Origin of the sequence: Frateuria sp. GZRR35 (genome assembly GCF_051900415.1) — a bacterium.
GTDB lineage: Bacteria > Pseudomonadota > Gammaproteobacteria > Xanthomonadales > Rhodanobacteraceae > Frateuria_A.
Window position 1 is genome coordinate 239121 of the sequence record NZ_JBHZGL010000005.1, and the last position, 26525, is coordinate 265645.

Consider the following 26525-nt stretch of genomic DNA (forward strand, 5'->3'; position numbering starts at 1 on the left):
GCTTTCCATTTGTCGACGCATGCGTTAAACACCTTGCCGTTGCGCTCGCATGCCAGGGACGCGAGACGCAGGAAGGGATGCACCTGCTCGGGTCCTCGGACTGCGGGTCGAAGGGGCACCGCAACGGCCGCCCGTCGGCCACTCACGCAACAGGGGATTCAATCATGGAAGTTTTTCTCGGGACGATCCTGCCGTTCGGCTTCAACTTCGCACCGGCGGGCTGGATGACCTGCGCCGGCCAGGTCCTGTCCATTGCGCAGAACAACGCGCTGTTCGCGCTGCTGGGCACGACCTACGGCGGTGACGGCGTGCAGACCTTCGCGCTGCCGAATCTGCAGGGCCGCATGCCGATGGGCATGGGCAACGGCGCCGGTCTCTCGCCGCGTCCAATCGGTCAAATCGGTGGCACCGAAGCGATGACGCTGACCACCGCCAACATGCCGGCGCATACCCACACGGCCACGCCGGTGAGCGTGCAGGTCGCCGGCACCGCGAGCCAGCCTGCCAACGCCCCCAGCGCCACCAACAGCTACCTGGGCGCCAGCGGTGGCGGCACGGGCAGCGCTACCGTCTGGTCGGACGCGATGACCAACCCGGTGGCCATGGGCGGCGTCAACGGCACGGTGCAGATCGGCGCGGCCGGCGGCAGCCAGCCGTTCACCCAGATGAACCCGTTCCTGGCACTCAACTTCTGTGTCGCGCTGCAGGGCATCTTCCCGCCGCGTCCCTGACCTTGAAGCCCACGTCGCGGCGGCACGAGCCGCCGCGACCTTTCCAGGCGTCACCTCCATGCTCGACCGACTCGCCGCCGACCACTTCACGCCGCTCCTGCACCAGACCTTGCGACTGGGGCTGCCCGATGGCAGCGCGCTGGCCACCCGCGTGGATTCGGTCCAGGCGTGCCCGCAGGCACGCATGCCGCACGCACCGGCGGATCGGCGCATGCCGTTCACGGTGACGTTGACGGCATTGGAACCCACCGGTTTCGCCGGTGGCCCCTGCACGATGGAACTGCCCGAATGCGGCCTGGTGCAGGGGATCTGGGTCGAACGCCTGGCCGCGATGGGGCGCGACCACGGCGGCGCTTATTTCCAGGTCGTGTTCAACTGAGCGGATCGGCGCACCGCACGAAGTTCCGGCTCAGGGCACAGCGACCATCGGTCTGGAGGGCGGGTACCACACCATCCGCTCGGCCACCGGATGGGCCTCCTCGACCACGAAACCCAGGCTCAGGTACAACGCCCGTGCACGGGGATTGCTGCGCCAGACGGTGACGGCCAGGGGCGCGTGCGAGCGTGCCGCGGCCTGCTGCAGGCCCTGCAGCAACTGACGCCCGTAGCCACGACCGCGCACGGCTGGCAACAGCGACAGATGAATCAGGCGCACCTCGTTTGCGCCGAAATCGACGACCAGGCTTCCGATGCGACCGGATGCCTGTTCGACGACAAAATGCATGGCGTCGGGAAAACTGGCGGCGATGCCGGACTGCAGCACCGCGTACTGCTGCGCCGCCACCGAGGGCGCCTCCCCGCTCGCGGCGTCCAGTGCCTGCAATTCCGGGCGTGTGGACCGGTACAGCTGCTCCAGGAAGGGCGCGTCCGCCGACGTCGCCGGGCGCAGGCCCAGCGAGGTACTTTCCAGGGTCATGTTGCCTTGCATGCAGACTTCCGTGTCGGTCGTGAGGACGGCGATCGTGACACAACGCTGTTGTTCAGACCTGCCGGTGGCGGAAGCAACCGACCAGGTGGTCGTTGACCATGCCGGTGGCCTGCATCAGCGCGTAGCAGATGGTGCTGCCGACGAAGCGGAAGCCATCCTTCTTCAGTGCCTTGCTCATGCGGTCGGAGACCGGCGTCGTGGCGGGCACCTCGGCGCTGGTCTTCCAGCGGTTCCGTAACGGCTTGCCCTCGACGAACGACCACAGGTAGACGTCCAGGCTGCCGTGCGCCTCGATTGCCTTCAGCGCGGCACGGGCGTTGTCGCGCGTGGCGGTCACTTTCAGGCGATTGCGGATGATGCCCGGATCGGTAAGCGCCTTCTCCAGCTCGCGATCGGTCATGCGCGCCACGCGAACGATATCGAAAGCGTGGAACACCTCGCGGTAGCGCTCACGTTTGGCCAGCACCGTGCGCCAGGACAGGCCGGCTTGCGCACCTTCGAGGCAGAGGAATTCGAACAATAGGCGGTCCTCGTGAAGCGGCACGCCCCACTCGGTGTCGTGGTAGGCGCAAAGCAGCTCGTCGGTGGCCCAGGCGCAGCGGTGCATGGAGATCCCCTGATGGCAGGGGAGCCAATGTAGCGCAGTGCGCGGCGTACACTGGCGCACTTTCCCGCGCGTTGCTTCCCATGTCGAAAACCTCCCCGCAGCGCGGCGCGCTGGGCGCCCTGGCCGGCACCATCCTGATCTGGGCCTACAGCTGGGTGGTGATGAAGCAGGCGCTGAACTGGGCGGGGCCGTTCGATTTCGCCGCGTTGCGTTACCTGTTCGGCGCGGTGGTGCTGTTCGTCGCCCTGGCGGTGAGCCGGCAGTCGCTGCGCCCGCCGCCGCTGGTGTCCACGGTACTGATCGGCCTGTGTCAGACCGCCGCGTTCCAGGGCCTCGAACAATGGGCGCTGGTCGGCGGCGGTGCCGGGCACGTGGCACTGCTCGCCTACAGCATGCCGTTCTGGTCGGTGCTGCTGGCCTGGCCGCTGCTGGGCGAGACGCCCTCGGCGCGGCACTGGCTGGGCCTGGCGCTCGCCGCCGCCGGGCTGCTGTGCATCCTCGAACCGTGGCAGGGCTTGGGCAGTCCGCTGAGCACGGTGCTGGCGCTCGCTGGCGGCGCCGCGTGGGCGGCCGGGACGGTGCTCAGCAAACGGCTGTTCCAGCGCCACGCGGTGTCGGCCCTGTCGCTGACCAGCTGGCAGATGCTGGTCGGCGCATTGGCGCTGGGGCTGGTTGCGCTGCTGGTGCCCTCGCGGCCGATCGCCTGGAACTGGGCTTTCGCCGGCGCGCTGGTCTACAGCGCGGTGATGGCCTCCAGCGTCGCCTGGGGCCTGTGGCTGGTGGTGCTCAAGCGCCTGCCGACCACGGTGGCGAGCCTGTCCAGCCTCGGCGTGCCGGTAGTCAGCGTGTTGCTGGCCTGGCTGATCCTCGACGAGCGGCCCGATGCGATGGAATGGCTGGGCATCGCGCTGGTGCTGGCGGGGCTGGCGGCCGTGGTGGGCGTGCGCCTGGGCAAGCGCGAAAGACCGCTTTAGTAGGAGCGCACCTGTGCGCGACCGCGGGCTCCCGGCGACGGCGGGCTCCCGGCGATGGCGGGTCGCGCACAGGTGCGCTCCTGCACAGTCACCACGGCAGCGCGTCGAGATCGACGTTGCCGCCGGTGAGCACGATGCCGACGCGGCGGCCGGCGAAGCGCTCGCGAGCTTTGAGCACCGCGGCGAAGGCGGTCGCACTGGACACTTCCACCACCTGCTTGAGCTCCTGCCACAGCAGCCGCATGGCCGCGACGGTTTCCTGGTCGGTCACCGTGACGATATCGATCCGATGCTGACGCAACGCCTCGAGGTTCGGCTCGCCGACCAGTGCACGCAGGCCATCGCAGACGGTCTCCGGCACCACGTCGGTGACGCGCTCGCCGCGAGCGAGCGAGCGCGCGGCGTCGTCTGCGCCGGCCGGTTCGCCGGCATGAAGGGCAAGCTCCGGCCGCAGCGCATGCGCGGCGATCGCCACGCCCGAGGCCAGTCCGCCGCCGCCGACCGGCGTGACGATTGCATCGAGATCGGCCACCTGCGCCAGCAGCTCCAGCGCGATGGTGCCCTGCCCGGCCATCACCTGCGTGTCGGCATACGGATGCACCAGTACCGCGCCGGTGTCCTGCACCAGTTGTGCGGTGGCCGCCTCGCGCGCGGCCTGGGTCGGCGCGCAGCGGTGCAAGATCGCGCCAGCGCGTTCGATCGCCTCGAGCTTGGCGCGCACCGCGCCCTCGGGCACCACCACGTGCGCACGGATGCCGCGGGTCGCCGCCGCCAGCGCCAGTGCGTTGCCGTGGTTGCCGGAGGAATGCGTGACCACGCCGCGCGCGGCAGCCGCCTCGTCCAGCGCCCACACCGCGTTGCAGGCGCCGCGGAACTTGAAGGCACCGCCGCGCTGCAGGTTCTCGCACTTGAAATGCAGCTGCGCGCCGGCCAGCGCGTCGAGCGCATCGCTGCGCATCACCGGCGTGGCTCGCGCATGCGGCGCGATGCGGGCGGCGGCGTCCTGGATCTGGGCGAAGGTGGGCAAGGCGGTCATGGCGTTTCGATCTCCACGCCGCAGCGGAACGTCCGTGCGGCACCGGGTTCAAGTCGGATGGCGTCGGCGCAGTCGGGACGGTTGAAGGCGTCGGGCAGGCTTTCCATCGGTTCGAGTGCGAGCGATGCACGTGCGCCGCGTTCCAGCGTGTCGCCGGTGTAGGCGAGCAGCACGCCGCGCTCCTGCCACACTGCGATGCCGACGCCGTTGACCGTATCGCGCAACCGCGTGCGCATGCGGCCGTCGGCGTCGGCGTGCAGTCGGGCATAGGTGTGGTTGAGTTCGAGCGCACCGACCGCGCGCGGTTGGCGAAAGTCGAGCGCCGATGCCTGCGCGAGCGGTTGGTAGGCCGCCTCGCCCGGCAGCGGAATGTAGTCCGCGTCGGTGCGGATCACGCAGGCCGCGGGGATGGCGAGCTCCCACGAAGCGAGCGCGTCGTCGCCCAGGCGGAAATACGGATGCCAACCGACAAAGGCCGGCGCGGCGAGGTTGCCGACATTGCGCAGCGTGGCCTCCAGCGTGAGTCCGTCGGCCGCAAGCGTGTAGCGCACGGCGAGGTCGAGCGCGAACGGGTAGCCCGGCTGCGGCGGGATGGCGGTGGCCAGCAGCACGCTGGCCGCGCGCTCGTCCGCGTCCAGCGCGGCAATCGCGAACTCGGCATCGCGCACGAAGCCATGGCGGCTGGCGCGCGCGGCGCCCGTCACGCCCGGCATGAGGTCGTGGTCGGTGCCGTCGAAGCGGTAGCGCGCGTCGGCCACGCGGTTGGCGAAGGGCGCCAGGAGCGCGAAACGCGAGCCGGGCCGGGCGGCCAGTTCGGCCGCGTCGCGATGGCCATCGGCCAGTTCCACGCGCCGGCCGCGGACCGTCGCCTCGATGCCGAGCACGCAGGCACCGTGCCGCGCCATGCGCACGCGGCGACCACGCGCGCTGTCGTCCAATACCACGATCGGCTGTGTATCCAATCCTTCGATGGCGACGTTGAAAGCGCCCATGTTCCGTCCGGTCGCGAAAACGCCGCATGTTAGCCTGAGCCTTCCCCCAGCGGCTTTTTCTCCATGACTGCGCGCGACGAACAAACCCCCTCGCCCATCCGCCTTGCCGACTATCGCCCACCCGCCTGGGCGGTCGAGCGGATCGAACTGGAATTCGATCTCGGCATCGATACGAGCGAGGTGCACTCGCGCCTGCACCTGCGGCGCGACCCGGCGCAGGACGCGCCGCTGCGGCTGGATGGCGAGGGGCTGGAACTGCTGGCCATCGCGCTGGATGGCCAGCCGCTCGACGCAAGTGGCTACCGCTATCGCGACAACGTGCTGGAGATCGACCGGGTCGCCGACGGCAGCGTGCTGGAGACCCGCGTGCGCATACGCCCGGCGGCCAACACCGCGCTGGAAGGGCTGTACCTGTCCGGCTCGCGCGAGCGCGGTTTCCTGCTGACCCAGTGCGAGGCCGAGGGCTTCCGTCACATCACTTTCTTCCCCGACCGCCCGGACGTGCTGACGCGCTACACCGTCACGCTGCGCGCCGACCGCGAGCGCTTCCCGGTGCTGCTCGCCGGCGGCAATCCGGACGGCGCCGGCGCGTTGCCGGACGGACGCCACTGGGCGCGTTTCGTCGATCCGTACCCGAAGCCTTGTTACCTGTTCGCGCTGGTGGCCGGGCGACTGGAAAAGCTCGAGCGCGACTACGTCACCGCGGACGGCCGCCACGTGGCTCTGGTGATCTGGGCCGAACCGGACGTGATCGAGTGCTGCCACTACGCCATGGACGCGCTCGAACGCGCCATGCGCTGGGACGAGCGGGCCTACGGGCGCAATTTCGATCTGGACGTGTTCCACGTGGTCGCCACGCACGACTTCAACATGGGCGCGATGGAGAACAAGGGCCTAAACATCTTCAACGCCAAGTACCTGCTGGCCGATCCGGACACCACCACTGACGACGAGTACCGCGCGGTCGAGGCAGTGATCGGCCATGAGTACTTCCACAACTGGAGCGGCAACCGCGTCACCTGCCGCGACTGGTTCCAGCTCTCGCTGAAGGAGGGCCTCACCGTGTTCCGCGAGCAGCAGTTCTCGGCGGACATGAATTCGCCCTCGCTCAAGCGCATCGACGACGTCGCGCTGCTGCGCCGCGCGCAGTTCCCCGAAGACGCCGGCCCCCTGGCGCACCCGGTGCGCCCCTCGCAGTACAGCGAGATCAACAACTTCTATACCGCCACGGTGTACGAGAAGGGCTCGGAACTGGTGCGCATGCTGGCCGGACGACTGGGGCCGGAAGGCTTCCGACGCGGCATGGACCTGTATTTCGAGCGCAACGACGGGCGCGCCGCCACGCTGGAGGATTTCCTCGCTGCGCTGGGCCTGGCCAACGGCATTGACCTGGCGCCGTATCTCGCCTGGTACGGCCAGGCTGGCACGCCGCGGCTGTCAGGCGAGGGGCACTACGATGCCGCTGCGCGTTCCTACACGCTGACCCTGCGCCAGCACACGCCGCCCACGCCCGGCCAGCCGGACAAGCAGCCGCTGCCGATCCCGGTCAAGCTCGCGCTGTTCGATCCGGATGGGCGCATGCTGCCGCTGCACGAGGGCGCCACGGAGCAGGTGGTGGTGCTCGATACGCAAGAGCAGTCGTTCGTCTTCCCCGGGGTCGAGCGTGCGCCGGTGCCCTCGCTGCTGCGTGGCTTCTCCGCGCCGGTGGTCCTCGACTACGCGTACGCGCCAGTCGAGCTGGCGCTGCTACTGACCCACGACACCGATGGCTTCAACCGCTGGGAGGCCGCGCAGCAACTGGCCTGGCGTGCCTACATGGAATTGCGCGACGGCCGCGGCCACGAGGCGCTGACGGTTTGGGGCGACACGCTCGCCCGGCTGTTCGACCAGGCCACGCTGGACCCGGCGCTGCTGGCCGACCTGCTCACGCCGCCAAGCGAGGTGGAACTGGCCGAGCGCGAGACCGACGTCGACCCCGCGCGTATCCATGCGCTGCGCCAGACCCTGCAGCGCGAATTGGCCTCGCGCGTCGGCGCAGCCGCGCTGGCCGAACGCTACCGCGCGCTCACCGCGCAGGCGAGCGACGCGCTGGATGCCGCCAGCCAGGCACAGCGCCGGCTCAAGCGTCGCGTACTGGAACTGCTGGTGCTGCTCGATGCGCCCACGGCTCAGGCCTTTGCCGCGGCGCAGTTCGACCGCGCCGCGACGATGACCGATCGCCTCGCCAGCCTCGCCGTGCTGGTCCGCAGCGGCGCGCCGCAAGCGACCGAGGCCCTGGCCCGTTACCGCACGCGCCACGCGGACAACGCGCTGGCGCTGGACAAGTGGTTCGCGGTGCAGGCGCAGATCCCGGGCGAGCCGGCACTGGCACGCGTGCGCGCGCTGGAGGCCGACTCGAAGTTCACCCTGAAGAACCCCAACCGCGTGCAGGCGCTGCTGGGCACCTGGGCGCGCGGCAACCCGAGCGGTTTCCACCGCGTCGATGGCGAGGGCTACCGTTTCCTGGCCGCGCGGCTGGCGGAACTGGATGCGCTCAACCCGCAGGTCGCAGCGCGGCTGGCGACGGCGTTCAACGGCTGGCAGCGGCTGGAGCCGACGCGGCGCGAACAGGCGCGGGCGGCGGTGGCAGGGCTGGCCGAGCAAAGCCTCTCGCGCAACCTGGCCGAGATCGTCGGCAACATGCTCAAGGGCTGAGCCACTGCTTTTGTAGGAGCCCGCTTGCGGGCGATGCTCTCCGGCTCGATGAATCAGGGCATCGCCCGCAAGCGGGCTCCAGGCGCATGCGGTCAAGCGGCGAGCTGGTTCAGCGCATTGCGCAGGCGAACCATGTGCGATTCCAGGCGCGGCGCCAGGTTCTGGCGTTCCTGCTCGGTGCGCGCGGCCAGGTGTTCGATCGCCATCTGCACCTTGCCGATCTCGATCATCAGATCGTGGCGCGGATAGACAGGCTGGAAGTCGAAAGTGGTGTTCATGGCGAACGCGAGGGATGGGATGGGTGAAGCGGACTCTGCAATGGCCATGCCAGAGCGTGATCGCCATCACAATCGGCTTGGGACCGGATCGCCGGGCTGACGCTCAGCGTCACCGCCCTTACAAAAAAAAGCCGGAATTAGTCACTTTTTATTCACGGGGGTACTGGGAATATCGCTCCCGCAGTCGCGACACGTCGCGACGGCGCCCGCGACCTTTCGGTTTCTGGCGCCCGGCAACACGGTCATCCTGGATTCCCCCTGTTCCTGAGACCGCCGGGCGCCAGATCTAAGCACGGCCAAGCCCCGCCACTGGCGGGGCTTGGTTTTTCCGGGGCCGGAAAAGGCGACGGCGCCGTGGGAATCCCCAGCGGCGCCGTCATGCTTCCTCTCCTGGTACGCGGTCGGGCCCCTGTCTGCCCAGCCTCGGCGCGCGGTTCGCGCAGCGTCTGCCCATGGAAAGTGCACGAGAGGTGAAGCAGCAATCGTGCCAAGCTCTTGATTATGTTCGGGCGCGCAGCCCGAAGCGCTAACATAAGCACGTTTTCGTCCCTCGCATGCGCCAGGCGTCCTACCGATGATCCATCCCACCCGCTACGACGTGATCGTGGTCGGCGGCGGCCATGCCGGCACCGAAGCGGCGCTGGCGGCGGCCCGCTGCGGCGCGCGCACCCTGCTGCTGACCCACAACCTGGAAACCGTGGGTGCGATGAGCTGCAACCCGGCGATCGGCGGCATCGGCAAGGGCCACCTGGTCAAGGAGATCGATGCCCTGGGCGGCGCCATGGCGCACGCCGCCGACCGGGCCGGCATCCAGTGGCGCACGCTCAATGCCTCCAAGGGCCCGGCCGTGCGAGCGACGCGCTGCCAGGCCGATCGCACGCTGTACCGCGCGGCGATCCGGCGCATCGTCGAGTCGCAGCCCAACCTGGACCTGTTCCAGCAAGCGGTCGACGACCTGGTGATCGAGGGCGGGCGCGTCGCCGGCGTGGTCACGCAGATGGGCCTGACCTTCCGTGCCGGCGCGGTGGTGCTCACTGCCGGGACTTTCCTGGCTGGCAAGATCCACATCGGCCCGGCGCAGTACGCTGGCGGACGCGCGGGTGATCCACCCGCCACGACGCTGGCCCGGCGCCTGCGCGAGCTGCCGGTGGCGGCCGACCGCCTGAAGACCGGTACGCCGCCGCGCATCGACGTGCGCAGCATCGACTTCAGCGGCCTGCAGGAACAGCCCGGCGACGACCCCGCGCCGGTGTTCTCCTACCTGGGCGCGCGCGAGGAACACCCGCGCCAGGTCAGTTGCTGGATCACCCACACCAGCGAACGCACGCACGAGATCATCCGCGGTGCACTCGACCGCTCGCCGCTCTTCAGTGGCCAGATCGAGGGCGTCGGGCCGCGCTACTGCCCTTCGATCGAGGACAAGGTGGTGCGCTTCGCCGACAAGGGCTCGCACCAGATCTTCATCGAGCCCGAAGGGCTGGACAGCGTCGAGATCTACCCCAACGGCATCTCCACTTCGCTGCCTTTCGACGTGCAGCTGGATGTCGTGCATTCGATTGCCGGCTTCGAGCATGCGCACATCACGCGCCCCGGTTACGCCATCGAGTACGACTACTTCGATCCGCGCGGACTGCAGCCGTGGCTGGAGACCAAAGGCATCGGCGGCCTGTACTTCGCCGGCCAGATCAACGGCACCACCGGCTACGAGGAAGCTGCCGCACAGGGCCTCCTCGCCGGCCTTAACGCCGCGCGCATGGTCCGTGGCGAAGCACCCTGGTATCCGCGCCGCGACGAGGCCTACGTCGGCGTGCTGATCGACGACCTGACCAGCAACGGCACGCTCGAGCCTTATCGCATGTTCACCTCGCGCGCCGAGTACCGGCTGCACCTGCGCGAGGACAACGCCGATCTGCGCCTGACCGAGCAGGGCTTCGCGCTCGGCGTGGTGCCGCAGGCACGCTTCGATGCACTGCGCGCCAAGCGCGAGGCGGTCGAGCGCGAGACGCAGCGGCTGGCCTCGCAGTGGGCTGCGCCGACCAACGCGCTGGGCGCGGCGATCGAGCGTCAACTTGGCATCACCGTGAGCCGCGAGACCAACGCGCTGGACCTGCTGCGCCGCCCCGAGCTCGACTACGGCAAGCTCACCGCCGTCAGCGAACTGGGCCCCGCCGTGGAGCGCGAGGACGTCGCCGCGCAGGTCGAGGTGCAGGCCAAGTACGCCGGCTACCTCGAGCGCCAGCGCGAGGACATCGAACGCCAGCGGCGCCACGAACACACCGGCATCCCCACCGGCTTCGACTACGACAAGGTGCGCGGGCTGTCGTCCGAGGTACTGCTCAAGCTCAAGCGCACGCAACCGGCGACGCTCGGCCAGGCCGCGCGTATCAGCGGGGTGACGCCCGCGGCGATCTCACTGCTGCTGGTGCACCTGAAACGCCGCGCTTGATGCTCTGCTTCCTCTCCCCTCCGGGGAGAGGACCGAGGTGAGGGGTCGGGGCTCGCGGGAATTTTTCATTTCAAGCGGCAAAAGCCGCCTCCCCGCAAGAGCAACCCCTCACCCCAACCCTCTTCCGGAGGGGAGAGGGAGCGATGTGCGATGGCCCGTGGCATCATCGGTCGAATCGATGTCTTTCGGAGCTAGCGGATGGAAATCTGGATCGGCCGCGACGGCCAGCGCCATGGTCCCTACAAAGAGGACGACGTGCGCCAGTGGCTGCGCAGCGGGCAACTGGCCGCCGAGGACCTGGGTTGGTACGAGGGCCTGGCCGACTGGCAACCGCTGTCGGTGCTGTTTCCCGACGCGCTGGCCGCCACGCCGCCACCGTTCGCCCCCGCTGCCGCGGTGCCACCGCCGACCACTACCGCCACGCTGGAAGACTACGCCGGCTTCTGGAAGCGCCTGGTTGCCTACATCATCGACGCGATCGTGCTGTACATCCCGCAGATGCTGATCATGGACGCGTTCGGCAACGGAGCCGCCCAGGCGAAGCTGCAGCAGGCCCTGCTCGCAGCGGGCACGGACGCCAACGTGATGCTCGCAGCCTACGGCCAGTATTACGACGCCATGCGCGCGGGCGTGGCGCTGACCGCCATCCTGGTCTGGCTGTACTTCGCCTTCTGCGAGAGTTCGGCCTGGCAGGCCACCGTGGGCAAGCTGGCGATGGGCATCCGCGTGGCCGACCTGGACGGCGGTCGCATCAGCTTCTGGCGCGCGCTCGGCCGCTACGCAGCCAAGCTGCTCAGCTGGATGATCCTGGGTATCGGCTTCCTGATGATCGGCTGGACGCGCCGCAAGCAGGGCCTGCACGACATGATCGCCAATACGCTGGTACTCAACGGCCGCGCCGGTGCGTTCCGTAACGCGGCGCCACGCGACGATCGCTCGTTCCACGCCTGACCCGCGGGTGGGCTTGGGCCCACCCTGCGAAACGGCGAAGGTGGATTCAAGCCCACCCTACGGACCATGATCCGGTTGCTATGATCGACGGCTTCCTGCACCACTCGAAGTCGTTGATCACATGCTCAGCATCGAACACCGCATTGCCCAGGACATCGCCGCCAAGCCCGACCAGGTGCGCGCGGCGGTGGGCCTGCTCGACGAAGGCGCGACCGTGCCCTTCATCGCCCGCTACCGCAAGGAGGCCACCGGCGGCCTGGATGACACGCAGCTGCGTCTGCTCGAAGAGCGCCTGCGCTACCTGCGCGAGCTGGAGGAGCGCCGCGGCGCGATCCTCGCCAGCGTCGAGGAACAGGGCAAGCTCTCCGATGCGCTGAAGAGCGACATCCTCGCCGCCGACACCAAGGCGCGGCTGGAAGACCTTTACCTGCCCTACAAGCCCAAGCGTCGCACCAAGGCGCAGATCGCCCGTGAGGCCGGCCTGGAGCCACTGGCGACCGGCCTGCGCGAAGATCCCACGCTGGCCCCCGAGACTTTCGCCGAGCAGTTCGTCGACGTCGACAAGGGCGTGGCCGACGTTCGCGCGGCACTCGAGGGTGCGCGCGCGATCCTGATGGAGTCGATCGCCGAAGACGCACACCTGGTCGGCGAGCTGCGCGACTGGCTCTGGGACAAGGGCCAGATCCGCGCGAAGGTCGTCGCAGGCAAGGAAAACGAAGGCGCCAAGTTCCGCGATTACTTCGACCACATCGAACCGGTCGGCAAGATTCCTTCGCACCGCCTGCTGGCGCTGATGCGCGCGCGCAACGAGGGCGTGATCGAACTGGAACTGCAACCGGCGCTGGATGCCGAGCAGGGTCACCTGGAAGGCGAGGGCCGTGTGGCCGCCCATGCCGGCATCCACGACCGTGGCCGTCCGGCCGACACCTGGCTGCGCGAGACCGTGCGCCTGACCTGGCGCGTGAAACTGCACCTGCACCTGACACTGGACCTGTTCGGCCGCGTGCGGGAGGGCGCCGAGGACGAAGCAATCCGCGTGTTCGGCGAGAACCTCAAGGACCTGATGCTGGCTGCTCCGGCCGGCGCCAAGACAGTGATGGGCCTGGACCCGGGCATCCGTACCGGCGTCAAGGTCGCGGTGGTCGATCCCACCGGCAAGCTGCTGGCGACCGACACGATCTACCCGCACGAGCCCAGGCGCCAATGGAACGAATCGCTGGTCACCCTGGCAAAGCTGTGCAAGCAGCACGGCGTGGACCTGATCGCGATCGGCAACGGCACCGCCTCGCGCGAGACCGACAAGCTGGCGGGCGAGCTGATCAAGAAGCTGCCGGACACGAAGCTTTCCAAGATCGTGGTGAGCGAGGCCGGTGCGTCGGTCTACTCGGCCTCGGAAACGGCCGCCAAGGAATTCCCCGATCTGGACGTGAGCCTGCGCGGCGCCGTCTCCATCGCACGCCGCCTGCAGGACCCGCTGGCCGAACTGGTGAAGATCGAACCCAAGGCGATCGGCGTGGGCCAGTACCAGCACGACGTCAACCAGGTGAAGCTCGCACGCGCGCTGGACGCCCGCGTCGAGGATTGCGTCAACGCCGTCGGCGTGGACGTCAACACGGCCTCGGCCGCGTTGCTCTCGCGCGTGGCCGGTCTTTCGACGAGCGTGGCCGAGAACGTGGTCAAGCACCGCGACGCCAATGGCCCGTTCGCCAACCGCAAGGCGCTGCTCAAGGTGCCGCGGCTGGGCGACAAGGCGTTCGAGCAGTGCGCGGGCTTCCTGCGCGTGCCCAATGGCGACAACCCGCTGGATGCCAGCGCGGTGCACCCGGAAGCCTATCCGGTAGTCGAGCGGATCATCGCCCAGTGCGGGCGCGAGGTGCGCAACATCATCGGCGACACCAGCTTCCTGCGCGGTCTCAGACCCGACCAGTTCACCGACGAGAAATTCGGCGTGCCGACCGTGCGCGACATCCTGAAGGAACTGGAGAAACCCGGCCGCGATCCGCGCCCGGAGTTCGTCGCGCCGAGCTTTGCCGAGGGCGTGGAAGATCTCAAGGACCTGCGCCCGGGCATGATCCTCGAGGGCCGCGTGACCAACGTCGCCGCGTTCGGTGCCTTCGTCGACATCGGCGTGCACCAGGACGGCCTGGTCCACGTCTCGGCGCTGTCGCACACCTTCGTCAAGGATCCGCGCGACGCGGTCAAGGCCGGCGACATCGTCAAGGTCAAGGTGATGGAGGTGGACCTGCCGCGCCAGCGCATCGGCCTGTCGATGCGCCTGGACGACGAACCCGGCCAGGCGCGCGGCGCGCGTCCGGACGGCGGCGATCATCGCAACGCCCGCCCGTCACGCGGCGCACCGGCACCGAAACCCTCGGTGCCGCCGGCCAACAACGCCTTCGCCGACGCATTGCTGCGCGCCAAGCAGGGCAAGCGATAGTTCTCCGGCACTAACGACAGGCTGCAAAGGGACCGATTCATGACGATTGATCAAAATACACCTGGCGCACTAATTGGCCGTGACACCAGAATAGACAATGCAAAGTTCCTGCTTATATTTTTCGTGGTGTTCGGCCACTGCCTCGAGCAGATCCGATATCAGGCTGCTTTCCTGGAAGCCCTGTATCAGTTCATCTACTTGTTTCACATGCCCGCATTCATCTATCTCTCCGGCATGCTCTCGCGTGCAGAGTTTGGAGCCAAGCAGGGTGCCCGGTGGCTAGCAACGCTGATCCTTCCCTTGCTTGTATTTCAAGCCATCTACCTCGCGCTCGACGCATGGATGCTGCACAAGCCATTTTCGTACCAGGTTATCCAGCCCTACTGGGGATTGTGGTATCTCGCTAGCCTGGCGTGCTGGAGGATAATGCTGGTCCCCATTCTCACGCTCCGGCAACCGATTTTTCTGGCGTGCATCATAGCTATCATATCCGGCTATTCCAATGACGTTGATTACGCCTTTAGCCTTTCAAGAACGCTCGTATTTTTCCCCTTCTTTGTTGCCGGCCATCTACTTGGCCTTCCGAATAAAGGGGCGCGCCCGGCGGCTTGGTTTACCTTACTTTTGCTTGCCATCTTCGCGTGGTCGATACGCCACCTAAATGCACAATGGCTCTACGGAGTCACTCCATATACGAACCGCTGGGGAGGCCTTATTCAGCTCGGGCTTTTGGCTTGCTCTGCGGCAGGTGTCTGGGCGGTGTTGCGCTTAGCTTGGCATAAGTCCGGCCCTTTGGCCTTTCTCGGTCGCCAAAGCCTCCCAATTTACCTACTTCATGGGTTGCTCATAAAGCTGTCCATGCTTTATGGACTATGGATTCCCGTCCGCAAGATGGACCCTGCCGTGGGCCTAGCCGTCGCTGCGGTAGCCGCGTTTTTGCTGGTGTGCTTTCTCGCTTTGTGCGCACCACTATTCCGCCCCATTATGGATTACAGCTGGGTATGGCGCGCGTGGGGGGCGAATTCCACGCCTCGCGATAATCGATCCCACGTCGTCGTTAAATAACTAACGCGCAACATGCGCCCCGGCAGGCAATGCGGTATCGTGGCTCTCGAACTGAGCCGTCCGGCCGCGTCAGGAGCAAAAGATATGCACCGCACTTGTCTTGCCAGCGCCATCCTCGTTACTTTGGCGTTCTCTTCCGTTGCTGCTGCCACCGACTTCTCTAAGGTCGTGGTTTTCGGTGACAGCCTGAACGACAACGGGAACCTGTCGTTATCCCAAGGCTCGCCGATTCCACTTCGCTTTACGACGAATCCCGGGATGGTTGCCATCGAAATCGCGGGAGCGCGTCTAGGCCTTCCAGTGTCCCCTTCCGTAGCTGGCGGCACCGACTACGCGTGGGGCGGCGCAGGCGTTCTCAACAACGCGCCCAACACGCCCCTGACAGCGCAAACGGTAACTGCCCAGGTCAACAGCTACCTTGCAGATGTGTCCATTGATCCAAAGGCGCTGTACGCCATATGGGGCGGTGCGAACGACATTTTTTTCCACGCTACGGCGGTTGCGGCTAGCTCTACCGCACAACAATTGATCGCCTCGAACATCGCAGCAGCGGTGGCACAGGCGCGTGCACAGGGCCTGCCAGACAGTCAGGTAGCAAACTTCACCGCACAGATCACACCGGTAATCACTGCGCAGATCAACGCTGGGGTAGCAGCGCAAGCTGGCGTGCCCGCGTCCGCGTTCGAGACTCCGGGACAAGCGCAGGCTGCCATTGCCGCGACTGCGCAGCAGGAAGTAACGCTTATTGGCAAACTGCAAGGCGCAGGAGTAAGGAACCTTCTGGTATTCAACCTGCCGAATATTGGGCTCACTCCATCGGCGCGGGCGCAAGGTCCGGACGCTGCCAACCAATTAGCTGGGCTCGGCCTCATCTATAACGGCGTGCTGCAGACTGGCCTGTCGCAGATGGACGTCGGGATCATTCCCATCAACGCGTACGCACTGTTAAACGAGGTAGTCGCTAACCCTGCGGCTTATGGTTTCACAAATGTTACGGATGCTGCCTGCGGCGTAGAGGTCAAAGCGGTCCAGTGCGGCCCTCAAGGTTCGGGCCTGCCGTATTCTTACCCCGATGGCGCCGACCAGACTTATCTGTTTGCTGATGGCGTTCACCCGACTACGGCAGCGCATGCGATGCTCGGCAGCTATGTTGTGTCGGTGCTAGCGGCCCCCGGCCAGGTCTCGCTACTGGGTGAGGCGCCGCTCGCCGCGACCGGCGCGCAGTACCGCACCATCCGCAACCAGTTGCTGGCTGATGGCCATGGCAGTGACACACGCTTCTTCGCCAGCGTGGACGTGGGCCACCAGCGATTCGACGCGACGAGTGGCTCGCCGCATACCGACAGCGACAACGTCAGTCTGATGCTCGGTACCGACGCGCGCGTGAACGACAATGTCTCGATCGGCGTGGCGCTCTCGCTGGGCCAGCACAACGCCGACTTTGCCGGTAACGCCGGCGGCTACAAGATGCAGGACATCTCCGGCCTCGGTTACGCGCTGTATCACAACGGCGGCGGCTACGTGGGCGGCTTCGGCAGTTTCGGCCAGTCGAACTTCAGCGACGTCAACCGACGCATCCTGCTGGGCCAGGCATTGCGCACCGAGGGCGGCAAGGCCGACGGTTCGCACCTCGGTGGCGGCCTGGAAGGCGGCTGGTGGTTTGGCACCGGCAGCCTGAAGACTGGCCCGTTCGCCCACGTGGAATGGCAGACGGTGAAGATCGACAGCTACACCGAATCCGGTGCCGACAGCACGGCGATGTGGTTCGGCGCGCAGCAGCGCGATGCGTTGATCGAGTCGCTGGGCTGGCGCCTGCAGGGCCAGTGGCAGGCCGGCGGCGCCACGCTGATGCCGTACGTGGAGCTGGCCTGGAACCACGACGACAAGGCCGACCCGCGCGAGGTCCGGGCCGGGCTGGTGAGCATGCCAGGCAGCTTCGCCCTGACCGGTTACGTGCCGGACAAGACCTGGGCGAGTGCCGACGTGGGTCTGTCCGCGCAGTTCAGCCCGAACGTCACTGGCTGGTTCGGCTATCACGGCCGCTTCAGCGACGACACCCAGAAGGACGACAGCCTAAACCTGGGCGTCAAGGTCGGCTTCTGACGGCGGTCACGCCCACGAAAAAGCCGCCCGAGGGCGGCTTTTTCTTTGGCCGGACGTCCGGATGGCTGGACGTCCCGCAGGGTGCGGGCTTACTTGCCCTTGCCGCCGGTGGCCAGGTTCAGGATGTTCTCGGCCTGGTTCTTCAGGCTGGCCGCTTCGTCGTCGCTCAGCGACTCGGTCTTGCTGCCCGAGACGGTCTGCTTGAGCACCAGGTTGCCGTCCTTGTCCCAACCGGCGCGCTCGGTCGAGCTGGGCTTGGCGTCCTGGCTCGCCTTCTTCTGCTGCACTACGACCCACGGCTTGCCGTCGCGGTAGGCGTAGTCGGTGCTGGTGAAGCCCTTGTCGCCGTAATCGGCGCGGGCGCGGATGAACTGCACCTGCCCGTTCTGGCGGAACACCTGCCAGGCACGCGAGACGTCCTTCTCAAGCTTGGTGCCGTTGCTGATCTTCATGCCGCCGATCTGCTTCTGCACGGCCTGGAAGTCGGCCAGTTCCTTCTCGCCCGGGGTCTGCTCGGGAACCAGTTCGATCGACACCTGGCTGGGTGCGCCCTTGGTCAGCACCGGCGCCTGCAGCGCCATCTTGTAGTGGCGCTCGCCGTCGGTCAGGTCGGCCTTGACCACGTACAGGTCGGCCGGATTGACATCGGCAGGGTTGAAGGTGAGCTCGAACGACTGCGGGAACTGCACCGGCGCGATGGTCTTGCTGGCCAGCGGCGCGGCGCCGGCCTGGTCGGTGGAGGACACGTCGACCAGGTTGACCACCAGCTTGGCCTCCGGCGAGACGGCGCTGTCGCCACGCACGGTGATCGTGCCGCTGACCGAGTTCGCCTTCGCCGCGGTGGCGGCAGTATCGCCATTGCCCTGCTCGGGCGCGTTGGAGCCATTGCAGCCAGCCAGTGCCAGCGCAGCTACCGACATCAGCGACCAGACCATCCTGCGCATGGGAAAACCTCTACTCGATTGAAAGCAATTGCTTTGGGGAATACACGGAAATCGCACGGCATCTCGCGTACGTTTTCCGCGGGGGAAGTTCCAAGCATAGCGGAAAAAAACACCCCCGGGCAAAAGTCAAGCCAGACTGATGGCAGCCCCGGTGGCTGTTCTCGCCACCCGCCCGGTGGGCCGCAGCCGGGGCAAGCCAAAGCTCGCGGTAAGCACCGCGCGCTAGGATGGCGCCAGGCCAACCGCCGGCCGGCGGTGGCCTGTGTCGCTTCCTGATGCCAGGAAAAAGCCCATGAATCTCGCTCCGCCCCCGCTCACCTCCGAAAGCACCGGCACTTTTGCCGACCGCATCAAGCTGTTGATCCAGCGCGTCGGCAGCGCCACCGAAATCGCCCGCATGTGCGGCTTCTCCGAGGGCGTGGTGCGCAGCTGGCGCGACGGCATCACCGACCCTTCACGCGCACGCTGTGTGACGCTGGCGCGCACCCTGGGCATCTCGCTGGTCTGGCTGGTCGCCGGCGAAGGCGCGATCCTGCCGGACGTGGACCAGTCCGGCATCGACGAACAAACCACCAGCGACACCACCCTGCGGCCCCGCGCGCGCCTGGACGGCTCAGGCGGCCATGTCCTAGAGGTCCAGAGCGTCGGGGTGGACACACAACGCCTGAATGCCGCGATGCGCATCCTGCAGTCGGAGCTGGAATTGACCGGTCAGCGGCTTTCGCTGGCCGACCACAGCGACCTGCTGGCAAAGCTTTACGAGGCGGTGGGTCCGGGCGGCATGCGTGTGGATACCGATGCCATGCTGACCTTCAACCGGCAACTGGCCGAGCGGATCGGTCGCGCAGGCACCTGAGAGGGCAACGCCGGCTGGCCTGGTTACGTCTGCCGCCCGGTGCCGGCTTCACGGCCATCCGGGCGGCATGCAGTGGTGCCGTCGCCTGAGATTACAGGCGTGCGATGTCGGCAACGGTCGAGAACTGTGCCTTCAGGCTGGCCAGCAGGGCCAAGCGGTTGGCGCGCACGCGGGCATCCTCGGCGTTGACCAGCACACCCTCGAAGAACGCATCCACCGGCGCCTGTAGCCGGGCAAGGCGCGTCAGTACGGCGGTGTAGTCGCCGTCGGCACGCGGCCCGGCGGTATCGGCGAGGGCGGCATCCAGCGCGCCGGCCAGATCGTGCTCGGCCGGCGATTCGAAACACGCCGGATCGACCGCACCGCCGGGTGCGATGCCCGTCTCTTCCTCGGCCTTGCGCAGGATGTTGGCCACACGCTTGTTGGCCGCCGCCAGGCTTGCCGCTTCCGGCCGACGACCGAATTCGGCCACCGCGCGCAGGCGGCGATCGAAGTCGGGCAGCGTCACCGGCGACACCGCCAGCACCGATTCGAACTGCTCGGTGGTGAAGCCCAGCTCCGCGTAGTAGCCGCGCAGGCGGTCGAACACGAACTCGGTCAGTTCGCCCAGCAGCGCGGCACGGCGCGCGCCGGCGTCGAGCACAGGCAGCTTGCCGTCCTTGCCGGGCTTGAGGCCGGCGGCGAGCGCGGCATCGGGCAGCAATTCCAACGCCTCGGCGAAGCTCGCGCGCAGGTCCAGTTCCAGGCCGGCCTCGACCAGCGTACGCGCCAGGCCAAGCGCGGCGCGACGCAGCGCAAAGGGGTCTTTGTTGCCGCTGGGCTTCATGCCGACGGCGAAGATGCCGGCGAGCGTATCGAGCCGCTCGGCCACGGCCAGAACCTGGCCGACCGCGTCAGCGGCGATGGCGTCGCCGGCGAAGCGCGGCTGGTAGTAGCTGTCCAGTGCCTGCGCCACCGCCGTGCCTTCGTCCTGGCGCTGTGCGTAATAGCGGCCCATCACGCCTTGCAGCTCCGGGAATTCGCCGACCATGCGGGTCAGGAGGTCGCACTTGGCCAGCGAGGCGGCACGGGTGGCGGCGCCGGCGTCGACGCCCACGCGGCTGGCGATGACGCGCGAGAGTTCGGCCACGCGCACGCTCTTGTCCCACAGACTGCCCAGGGCCTGCTGGTAGGTGACGTTCTTTAGCGACTCCTGGTAGCTTGCCAGCGGGGTCTTGAGGTCCTCGTCCCAGAAGAACTTGGCGTCGGCGAAGCGCGGACGGATGACCCGCTCGTAGCCCTTGCGGATCTCCGCCGGGTCCTTGGACTCGATGTTGGCGATACCGATGAAATGCTCGGTGAGCTTGCCCGTCGCGTCGAACACCGGCACGAACTTCTGGTTGGTCTCCATGGTGGTGACCAGCGCCTCGGGCGGCACCGCCAGGAACTCGCGCTCGAAGGTGCAGGCGATCGCCGCCGGCCATTCGGTGAGGTTGGCGATTTCGTTGAGCAGGGCATCATCCAGGCGCGGCTCGCCGCCGGTCTGCGCCGCGGTCCGGGCGATCTCATCTCGGATGCGGTCGCGGCGCTCCAGCGGATCGGCCAGTACCTTGGCCGCGCGTAGCGCGTCGAGCCAGCCGTCGGCGTCGGTCACGTGTACCGGGTTCGGGTGCATGAAGCGGTGACCGCGCGACTTGCGCCCGCTCTTCAGGCCCAGCACGCCGCCGTCGATGATGTCGGCACCATGCAGCATGACCAGCCAGTGGACCGGGCGCACAAAGGTGTAGTCGCGGCCGGACCAGCGCATCGGGCGCGGGATCGGCAGGCCCTTGAGCGCCTCCTCGACGATCTCCGGCAGCAGCGAGGCCAGCGGCTGGCCGGCCTTGACCGCGCGGAACACGAACCAGGCGCCCTTGTCGGTTTCCAGCTTCTCCAGTTGCGAAACCTCCACGCCGCAGGATTGCGCAAAGCCGGTCAGCGCCCTGGACGGCTGGCCTTGCGCATCAAGTGCGGCGTTGAGCGCCGGGCCGCGGCGTTCGATGTGTTGCTCCGGCTGCGTGGCCGCGACCGCGGGCACGTACACGGCCAAGCGGCGTGGCGTGCAGTAGGCGCGCGCCGTATCCAGCGCGCCCTCGATGCCGCGCCGGGAAAGGCCCTGCACGATGCCATCCAGGAACGCCTGCGACAGCTCGTCGAGCGCCTTGGGCGGCAGTTCCTCGGTGCCCAGTTCGATCAGCAGCGATTTGGCGGCGCTCATGCGGCCGGCTCCTTCTTGAAGTTCTTCAGGCCGGGGAAGCCGAGCTTCTCGCGCTGCGCCACGTAGGCCTCGGCGACGGCACGGGAAAGCGTGCGCACGCGCAGGATGTAGCGCTGTCGCTCGGTCACGCTGATCGCACGGCGCGCGTCGAGCAAGTTGAAGGTGTGGCTGGCCTTCATCACCTGCTCGTAGGCCGGCAGCGGCAGCCCGGCGGCGATCAGCTGGTTGGCGGTCGCCTCGCAGACGTCGAACCAGCGCAGCAGCTCCGGCACGTTGGCGTGCTCGAAGTTGTACGTGCTCTGCTCGACCTCGTTCTGATGGAACACGTCGCCGTAGGTGACCGTACCGTGGGGACCCTCAGTCCAGATGAGGTCGTAGACGTTGTCCACATTCTGCAGGTACATCGCCAGGCGCTCGAGGCCGTAGGTGATCTCGCCGGTCACCGGCCTGCACTCCAGGCCGCCGGCCTGCTGGAAGTAGGTGAACTGGGTCACCTCCATGCCGTTGAGCCAGACCTCCCAGCCCAGGCCCCAGGCGCCCAGCGTGGGCGATTCCCAGTTGTCCTCGACAAAGCGCAGGTCATGCACCAGCGGATCCAGCCCCAACTCCTTCAGCGAGCCGATGTAGAGCTCGAGGATATTCTCGGGATTGGGTTTCATCACCACCTGGTACTGGTAGTAATGCTGCAGGCGGTTGGGGTTCTCGCCATACCGGCCGTCGGTGGGACGGCGCGAGGGCTGTACATAGGCGGCGGCCCAGGGTTCGGGGCCGAGCGAGCGAAGGAACGTCGCCGGGTGGAAGGTACCCGCGCCGACCTCGGTGTCCAGCGGCTGCAGGAGTACGCAACCCTGCGCCCCCCAATAGCGGTTGAGGGTCTGGATCACGTCCTGGAAAGTGCGCGCGGGCATGGCGGTCGGCCTTGCAACAAAGCGCGTTAGTATAGCCAAAGCCCGCGCCCGCACTGGCCCGGCGCCGCTCGAACGCACACGGGGGAGGCCCGTCCTCGATGGCCGCATCACCGCAAATCGCATCCCTGCTCGGCCGCCGTGGCCGGCTCGGGCTGGACGACGTGCTGGCCGCCCTGGTGGTCGACGGTTTCGTGGCCGCCGAGGACGCCAAGAACGTACGCATGGGGGCGCGTGCCGGCCGCGCCACGGTCGAGTTGCACCCGCTGGTGCTGATCGCCAACGCCAAGCTGCCCAACCAGCGTGATCCCGGTCGTCCCCTGGGGCTCGAGAGCCTGACCGAATGGCTGGCCGGCCAGGCGGCGCTGCCTTACCTCAAGATCGACCCGATGAAGATCAACGTGGCAGCGGTGACCCAGGTGGTCAGCCATGCCTACGCCACACGCCATCGCATCCTGCCGGTGGCAGCTACACCGGCGGAAGTGACCTTTGCCACCAGCGAGCCGTTCGACGCGGCCTGGGCGGGTGACCTGGCACAGATGCTGCGCCGGGACGTGCGCCGGGTGGTGGCCAGCCCGCTGGACATCAATCGCTACCTGGCCGAGCTCTATGGCGTACAACGCTCGATCCAGATGGCGCAGGACGCCAAGGGATCGGGCTACGACAGCGCAGCGGCCATCCTCAACTTCGAGCAGTTGGTGGAGCTGGGCAAGACCGGCGAGGTCGGAGCGGACGACCGCCACGTCGTGCACATCGTCGACTGGCTGCTGCAGTACGCGTTCGAGCAGCGCGCCTCGGACATTCACCTCGAACCGCGCCGCGACGCGGGCCAGATGCGCTTTCGCATCGACGGCATCATGCACAAGGTGTTCGAACTGCCGCCGCCGGTGATGACCGCGGTGACCGCGCGCATCAAGATCCTCGCGCGGATGGATGTCGCCGAGAAGCGCCGCCCGCAGGACGGCCGCATCAAGACCCGCTCCTCCGCCGGACGCGAGGTGGAACTGCGTATCTCGACCATGCCCACCGCCTTCGGCGAGAAGGTGGTCATGCGTATCTTCGACCCGGACATCGTGGCCAAGGATTTCTCGCAGCTGGGCTTCTCGCCGGAGGAAGACGCCATCTGGCGCTCGCTGGTCGAGCGACCGCACGGCATCGTGCTGGTGACCGGTCCGACCGGCTCGGGCAAGACCACCACGCTGTACTCGACGCTCAAGCACCTGGCGCGGCCGGAGCTCAACGTCTGCACGGTGGAAGACCCGATCGAGATGGTCAGCCCCGAGCTCAACCAGATGCAGGTGCAGGCCTCGATCGAGCTGGACTTCGCCGCCGGCGTGCGCACGCTGCTGCGCCAGGACCCGGACATCATCATGATCGGCGAGATCCGCGATCTGGAAACCGCGCAGATGGCGGTGCAGGCCTCGCTGACCGGTCACTTGGTGCTCTCCACCCTGCACACCAATGACGCGCCCAGCGCGGTGACCCGCCTGCTCGACCTGGGCGTGCCGCATTACCTGATCCAGTCCACGCTCACCGGCGTGGTCGCCCAGCGCCTGGTGCGCACGCTGTGCCCGCACTGCAAGCGCGAGGCGCCGCAGGATCCGCACGCGTGGACGGCGCTGACCCATGGCTGGTCGCTGCCGTTGCCGGAGAAGGTGTTCGAGCCGGTCGGCTGCCTGGAGTGCCGCAATACCGGGTTCATGGGCCGCACGGGCGTCTACGAGATGCTCAGGATCAGTCCGCGCCTGCGCGGTCTGGTCTCGGCCCAGCTTGATCTGGCCAGGCTGGGCGAAGCCGCACTGGCCGAAGGCATGCAGCCCCTGCGCATTTCGGCCGCCGCACAGGTGGCCAAGGGCGTGACCACGGTGCAGGAAGTGCTTACCGTCCTGCCGCCCATCGAAAACGAGAACCCGTCCCAGCCTTTGGCCACCCAGACGTCCGCATGAAGCCCATCCTGATCATCCGTACCGGCCGCGCGCCGGATCCCATCCGTGCGCGCCACGGCGACTTTCCCCACTGGTTTCGCCTGTGCGCGGCGCTGTCGCCGGTACGCGTACAGGTCGTGGACGTCGCCGCCGGCGAGAACCTGCCTTCGGCGAAGGATGTCGCTGGCGCACTGATCACCGGTTCCGCGACGATGGTCACCGAACGTGCCGCGTGGAGCGAGCGCACCGCGGGCTGGATCCGCGATGCCATGGATGCCCATCTGCCATTGTTCGGCGTCTGTTACGGCCATCAGTTGATGGCGCATGCGCTTGGCGGCCGCGTGGACTACCTGCCCGGCGGGCGGGAAATCGGCACCTTGCCGATCGAGCTGACGCCAGCCGCCGGCCGCGATCCGCTCACGGAGCGGCTGCCCGCAAGCTTCCGCGCTCACACCACGCACGAGCAAAGCGTGCTGGAGCCACCATCGGGAGCGACCGTGCTTGCCCGCTCGGCGCGTGATCCGCACCACCTGCTCCGCTACGGCCCCAACGCGGTCAGCACCCAGTTCCACCCCGAGTTCAATGCGGATGTGATGCGTGCCTATATCCGGCGCAAGCACGCTGCGATGCAGCGCGAAGGCAGCGATCCCCGTCAGGTCTGGCGCGAAGTAGCCGCCACGCCGATCGCGCGTAGCCTCATGCGAGGGTTCGGCTTGCGTCATGGGCTGAGCGCAGCGTAATCAGGCCGGGGGCCGGCATCCGCTGTAACGTACGCGCCGGCTGTGAAAGGGTTAGCGGGGTTTGGGCGGCAGCGGAAAGGGCGTGACCTTCTGCCCGTCGCTGGCCTCGCGGATCACCAGCGCACCTTTGCGCTCGACTTCCTCGATGCGGACAACCGACTGCATCGGCAGATGAAGCACGCGGGTGTCGGCAAACTCTTCGCGAAGACGCTCCTCGGTGGGATCGACCAGCAGCCCCGAACCGGCTGGTTCGAACACGAGCTCGCCGATTTCGGTGAAGCCCCATAGCGGACTGGTATCCACGTGCCGTGCGTACAGCTCGTAGCACTTGCCCAGGTGCAGGAAGGTGACTTTGTAGAGCTTCTTCGCGCGCATGGCCCGCAGTTTATCCGCGCAGGCGGCGTGCGATCGCATCGCGCGAGAACAGCGCGAACAACATGCCGAACAGGAAGCCGGCGATGTGCGTCCACCACACCACCGCGCCATAGCTCGGCCCGGCGTAGCTGAAGAGCAACTGCAGCAGCACCCAGATGCCGATCAGCAGGTACGCCGGTACGCGCACGAATTCGAGGAACAGGCCCAGCGGCAACACCAGGCCGAGCCGGGCCCGCGGGAACAGTGCCGCATACGCGCCCAACACCGCCGACACGGCTCCGCTGCAACCGATGATCGGCAGCCGGACGCCGGCGAGTGTCAGGGCACCAACCAGGTTCGCCACGATGCCACCGGCAACGAACAGCGACAGAAAACGCGCCGAGCCCAGCGTCCGCTCCGCCGGCAGGCCGAAGATCACCAGGAAGAGCAGGTTGCTCAGCAGATGGATCCAGGCCACGTGGATGAAGAGCGCCGTGAAGAGGCGCAACAGCGCGGTGTCGCCCAACTGCCGCCAGAGCGCCTCGTGAGCATCGAAGATGTTGGCGGGAATGGTGCCCCATTCGAGGAGAAACGAGATCCGCTGCTGTGGCGGCATCAACGCCAAAGCCACGAAGCTGGCCACGCACACAAGCACGAGCAACAGCGTCGCCCACTGCGTGGCTGAGCGCCGTCGGGTTTCCACATGGACGAACAAGGCGGCGTCTCCCTCGGCGCGGCGTCGTGTCTTCCACGCATCATAGAGGCACAGCGGGAATACTGGGCCCGTTTATTCCGAAGAAGCGTGATGGGTGCACGCATGTGCAATTGGGAGATCAGGTCCCGCGCCCCACCGATCACGTGTCGCAACGAGGCGCGGTCAAAGTTCCCTGTAGGAGCGCACCTGTGCGCGACCGCCATGGCAGCGCTGCGGGGAGCAAGGCAAAACCCTCACCCTGCCGCTTTCGAGACGGTAACGCGCGTGGTGTGACCCGCGTGATATGCGAGCTCGCTTCGTGCCCTAAGCGCGGGCGCACGGCCATGGCATCGGGATCGATTCGGTCCAGCGAAGCGTGGATCGGCTCATGCGCGCGGCCGCCGGAAGCGCGGTTACGTCCCACGCGGGATCGCGGCGCCGGACCGCCAGCACGGGCGTACCCCAGGCTGCGACGCACGCGCAAAGAAAAACCCCCACCGACATCGGTGAGGGTTTTTGGATAAAGCCCCTGGCGGTGACCTACTCTTGCATGGACAAGCCACACTACCATCGGCGCGGCTGCGTTTCACTTCCGAGTTCGGGATGGGATCGGGTGGGACCACAGCGCT

General features: G+C 67.3%; 22 protein-coding genes and 1 rRNA gene. 12 read left to right on the forward strand and 11 right to left on the reverse strand.

Annotation, left to right across the window (positions count from 1 at the left end):
* Positions 1-164 precede the first annotated feature (164 nt).
* Both ACFWZ3_RS08560 and ACFWZ3_RS08565 read left to right on the forward strand, forming a co-directional pair.
* On the forward strand, positions 165-731 hold the full coding sequence (locus ACFWZ3_RS08560; RefSeq protein WP_439707314.1) for a phage tail protein: 567 nt from the start codon (positions 165-167) through the stop codon (positions 729-731).
* A 58-nt stretch (positions 732-789) separates the two neighbouring features.
* Positions 790-1110 (forward strand): DUF6916 family protein, encoded by a 321-nt coding sequence (locus tag ACFWZ3_RS08565; RefSeq protein WP_439707315.1) that lies wholly within the window; start codon positions 790-792, stop codon positions 1108-1110.
* Between the two features lie 30 nt (positions 1111-1140).
* Here ACFWZ3_RS08565 and ACFWZ3_RS08570 read toward each other — a convergent pair whose 3' ends face one another.
* Complete coding sequence (locus ACFWZ3_RS08570; RefSeq protein WP_439707316.1) at positions 1141-1659, reverse strand: GNAT family N-acetyltransferase; 519 nt, start codon at positions 1657-1659, stop codon at positions 1141-1143.
* Positions 1660-1711: 52 nt separating this feature from the next.
* Positions 1712-2266, reverse strand: coding sequence for a DNA-3-methyladenine glycosylase I (locus ACFWZ3_RS08575; protein ID WP_439707317.1), 555 nt, complete (start codon positions 2264-2266; stop codon positions 1712-1714).
* An 80-nt stretch (positions 2267-2346) separates the two neighbouring features.
* Here ACFWZ3_RS08575 and ACFWZ3_RS08580 point away from each other — a divergent pair, with 80 nt between their 5' ends.
* On the forward strand, positions 2347-3240 hold the full coding sequence (locus ACFWZ3_RS08580; RefSeq protein ID WP_439707318.1) for a DMT family transporter: 894 nt from the start codon (positions 2347-2349) through the stop codon (positions 3238-3240).
* Between the two features lie 88 nt (positions 3241-3328).
* Here ACFWZ3_RS08580 and ACFWZ3_RS08585 read toward each other — a convergent pair whose 3' ends face one another.
* Both ACFWZ3_RS08585 and ACFWZ3_RS08590 read right to left on the reverse strand, forming a co-directional pair.
* Complete coding sequence (locus tag ACFWZ3_RS08585; protein WP_439707319.1) at positions 3329-4276, reverse strand: pyridoxal-phosphate dependent enzyme; 948 nt, start codon at positions 4274-4276, stop codon at positions 3329-3331.
* Complete coding sequence (locus ACFWZ3_RS08590) at positions 4273-5268, reverse strand: aldose 1-epimerase (RefSeq protein ID WP_439707320.1); 996 nt, start codon at positions 5266-5268, stop codon at positions 4273-4275. Before ACFWZ3_RS08590 ends, ACFWZ3_RS08585 begins: the two co-directional genes overlap by 4 nt.
* A 63-nt stretch (positions 5269-5331) precedes the next feature.
* Between ACFWZ3_RS08590 and pepN the strand changes: the two genes are divergently transcribed.
* Positions 5332-7962, forward strand: a complete 2631-nt coding sequence (pepN, locus tag ACFWZ3_RS08595) for an aminopeptidase N (RefSeq protein ID WP_439707321.1) — start codon at positions 5332-5334, stop codon at positions 7960-7962.
* Between the two features lie 92 nt (positions 7963-8054).
* Here pepN and ACFWZ3_RS08600 read toward each other — a convergent pair whose 3' ends face one another.
* Positions 8055-8240 (reverse strand): hypothetical protein, encoded by a 186-nt coding sequence (locus ACFWZ3_RS08600; protein WP_209615088.1) that lies wholly within the window; start codon positions 8238-8240, stop codon positions 8055-8057.
* Positions 8241-8814: 574 nt separating this feature from the next.
* Between ACFWZ3_RS08600 and mnmG the strand changes: the two genes are divergently transcribed.
* The 5 genes from mnmG to ACFWZ3_RS08625 all read left to right on the forward strand — a co-directional run bounded on the left by mnmG (position 8815) and on the right by ACFWZ3_RS08625 (position 17242).
* On the forward strand, positions 8815-10686 hold the full coding sequence (mnmG, locus tag ACFWZ3_RS08605) for a tRNA uridine-5-carboxymethylaminomethyl(34) synthesis enzyme MnmG (protein ID WP_439707322.1): 1872 nt from the start codon (positions 8815-8817) through the stop codon (positions 10684-10686).
* A 198-nt stretch (positions 10687-10884) separates the two neighbouring features.
* Entirely contained in the window at positions 10885-11637 is a 753-nt protein-coding gene (locus ACFWZ3_RS08610; protein WP_439707323.1) for an RDD family protein, read from the forward strand.
* A gap of 121 nt (positions 11638-11758) precedes the next feature.
* Entirely contained in the window at positions 11759-14074 is a 2316-nt protein-coding gene (locus tag ACFWZ3_RS08615) for a Tex family protein (RefSeq protein ID WP_439707324.1), read from the forward strand.
* Positions 14075-14113: 39 nt separating this feature from the next.
* Positions 14114-15139, forward strand: coding sequence for an acyltransferase family protein (locus ACFWZ3_RS08620; protein WP_439707325.1), 1026 nt, complete (start codon positions 14114-14116; stop codon positions 15137-15139).
* 39 nt (positions 15140-15178) lie between these two features.
* The gene (locus ACFWZ3_RS08625) at positions 15179-17242 is read left to right on the forward strand and encodes an autotransporter domain-containing protein (protein ID WP_439707326.1); all 2064 of its coding nucleotides are present in this window, start codon (positions 15179-15181) and stop codon (positions 17240-17242) included.
* Between the two features lie 89 nt (positions 17243-17331).
* Here ACFWZ3_RS08625 and ACFWZ3_RS08630 read toward each other — a convergent pair whose 3' ends face one another.
* Positions 17332-18186, reverse strand: a complete 855-nt coding sequence (locus ACFWZ3_RS08630; RefSeq protein WP_439707327.1) for a DUF1481 domain-containing protein — start codon at positions 18184-18186, stop codon at positions 17332-17334.
* A 292-nt stretch (positions 18187-18478) separates the two neighbouring features.
* Here ACFWZ3_RS08630 and ACFWZ3_RS08635 point away from each other — a divergent pair, with 292 nt between their 5' ends.
* The gene (locus ACFWZ3_RS08635; protein WP_439707328.1) at positions 18479-19042 is read left to right on the forward strand and encodes a helix-turn-helix domain-containing protein; all 564 of its coding nucleotides are present in this window, start codon (positions 18479-18481) and stop codon (positions 19040-19042) included.
* Between the two features lie 91 nt (positions 19043-19133).
* Here ACFWZ3_RS08635 and glyS read toward each other — a convergent pair whose 3' ends face one another.
* Together glyS and glyQ are read right to left on the reverse strand one after the other, a co-directional pair.
* Positions 19134-21278, reverse strand: coding sequence for a glycine--tRNA ligase subunit beta (gene glyS, locus ACFWZ3_RS08640; protein WP_439707329.1), 2145 nt, complete (start codon positions 21276-21278; stop codon positions 19134-19136).
* On the reverse strand, positions 21275-22186 hold the full coding sequence (gene glyQ, locus ACFWZ3_RS08645; RefSeq protein ID WP_439707330.1) for a glycine--tRNA ligase subunit alpha: 912 nt from the start codon (positions 22184-22186) through the stop codon (positions 21275-21277). Before glyQ ends, glyS begins: the two co-directional genes overlap by 4 nt.
* Before the next feature lie 98 nt (positions 22187-22284).
* On the opposite strand from glyQ, the gene ACFWZ3_RS08650 reads away from it, so the two are divergent.
* Together ACFWZ3_RS08650 and ACFWZ3_RS08655 are read left to right on the forward strand one after the other, a co-directional pair.
* A complete protein-coding gene (locus ACFWZ3_RS08650; RefSeq protein ID WP_439707331.1) occupies positions 22285-24129 on the forward strand; it encodes a GspE/PulE family protein in 1845 nt (614 codons plus the stop codon).
* Positions 24126-24848, forward strand: coding sequence for a glutamine amidotransferase (locus ACFWZ3_RS08655; protein ID WP_439707332.1), 723 nt, complete (start codon positions 24126-24128; stop codon positions 24846-24848). The genes ACFWZ3_RS08650 and ACFWZ3_RS08655 overlap by 4 nt, the downstream gene beginning before the upstream one ends.
* A 51-nt stretch (positions 24849-24899) precedes the next feature.
* Here ACFWZ3_RS08655 and ACFWZ3_RS08660 read toward each other — a convergent pair whose 3' ends face one another.
* The 3 genes from ACFWZ3_RS08660 to rrf form a co-directional block, all read right to left on the reverse strand.
* Entirely contained in the window at positions 24900-25223 is a 324-nt protein-coding gene (locus tag ACFWZ3_RS08660) for a DUF1820 family protein (RefSeq protein ID WP_439707333.1), read from the reverse strand.
* A 10-nt stretch (positions 25224-25233) separates the two neighbouring features.
* Entirely contained in the window at positions 25234-25917 is a 684-nt protein-coding gene (locus ACFWZ3_RS08665) for a rhomboid family intramembrane serine protease (protein WP_439707334.1), read from the reverse strand.
* A 506-nt stretch (positions 25918-26423) separates the two neighbouring features.
* Positions 26424-26525 (reverse strand): 5S ribosomal RNA (rrf, locus tag ACFWZ3_RS08670); the annotation flags it as partial.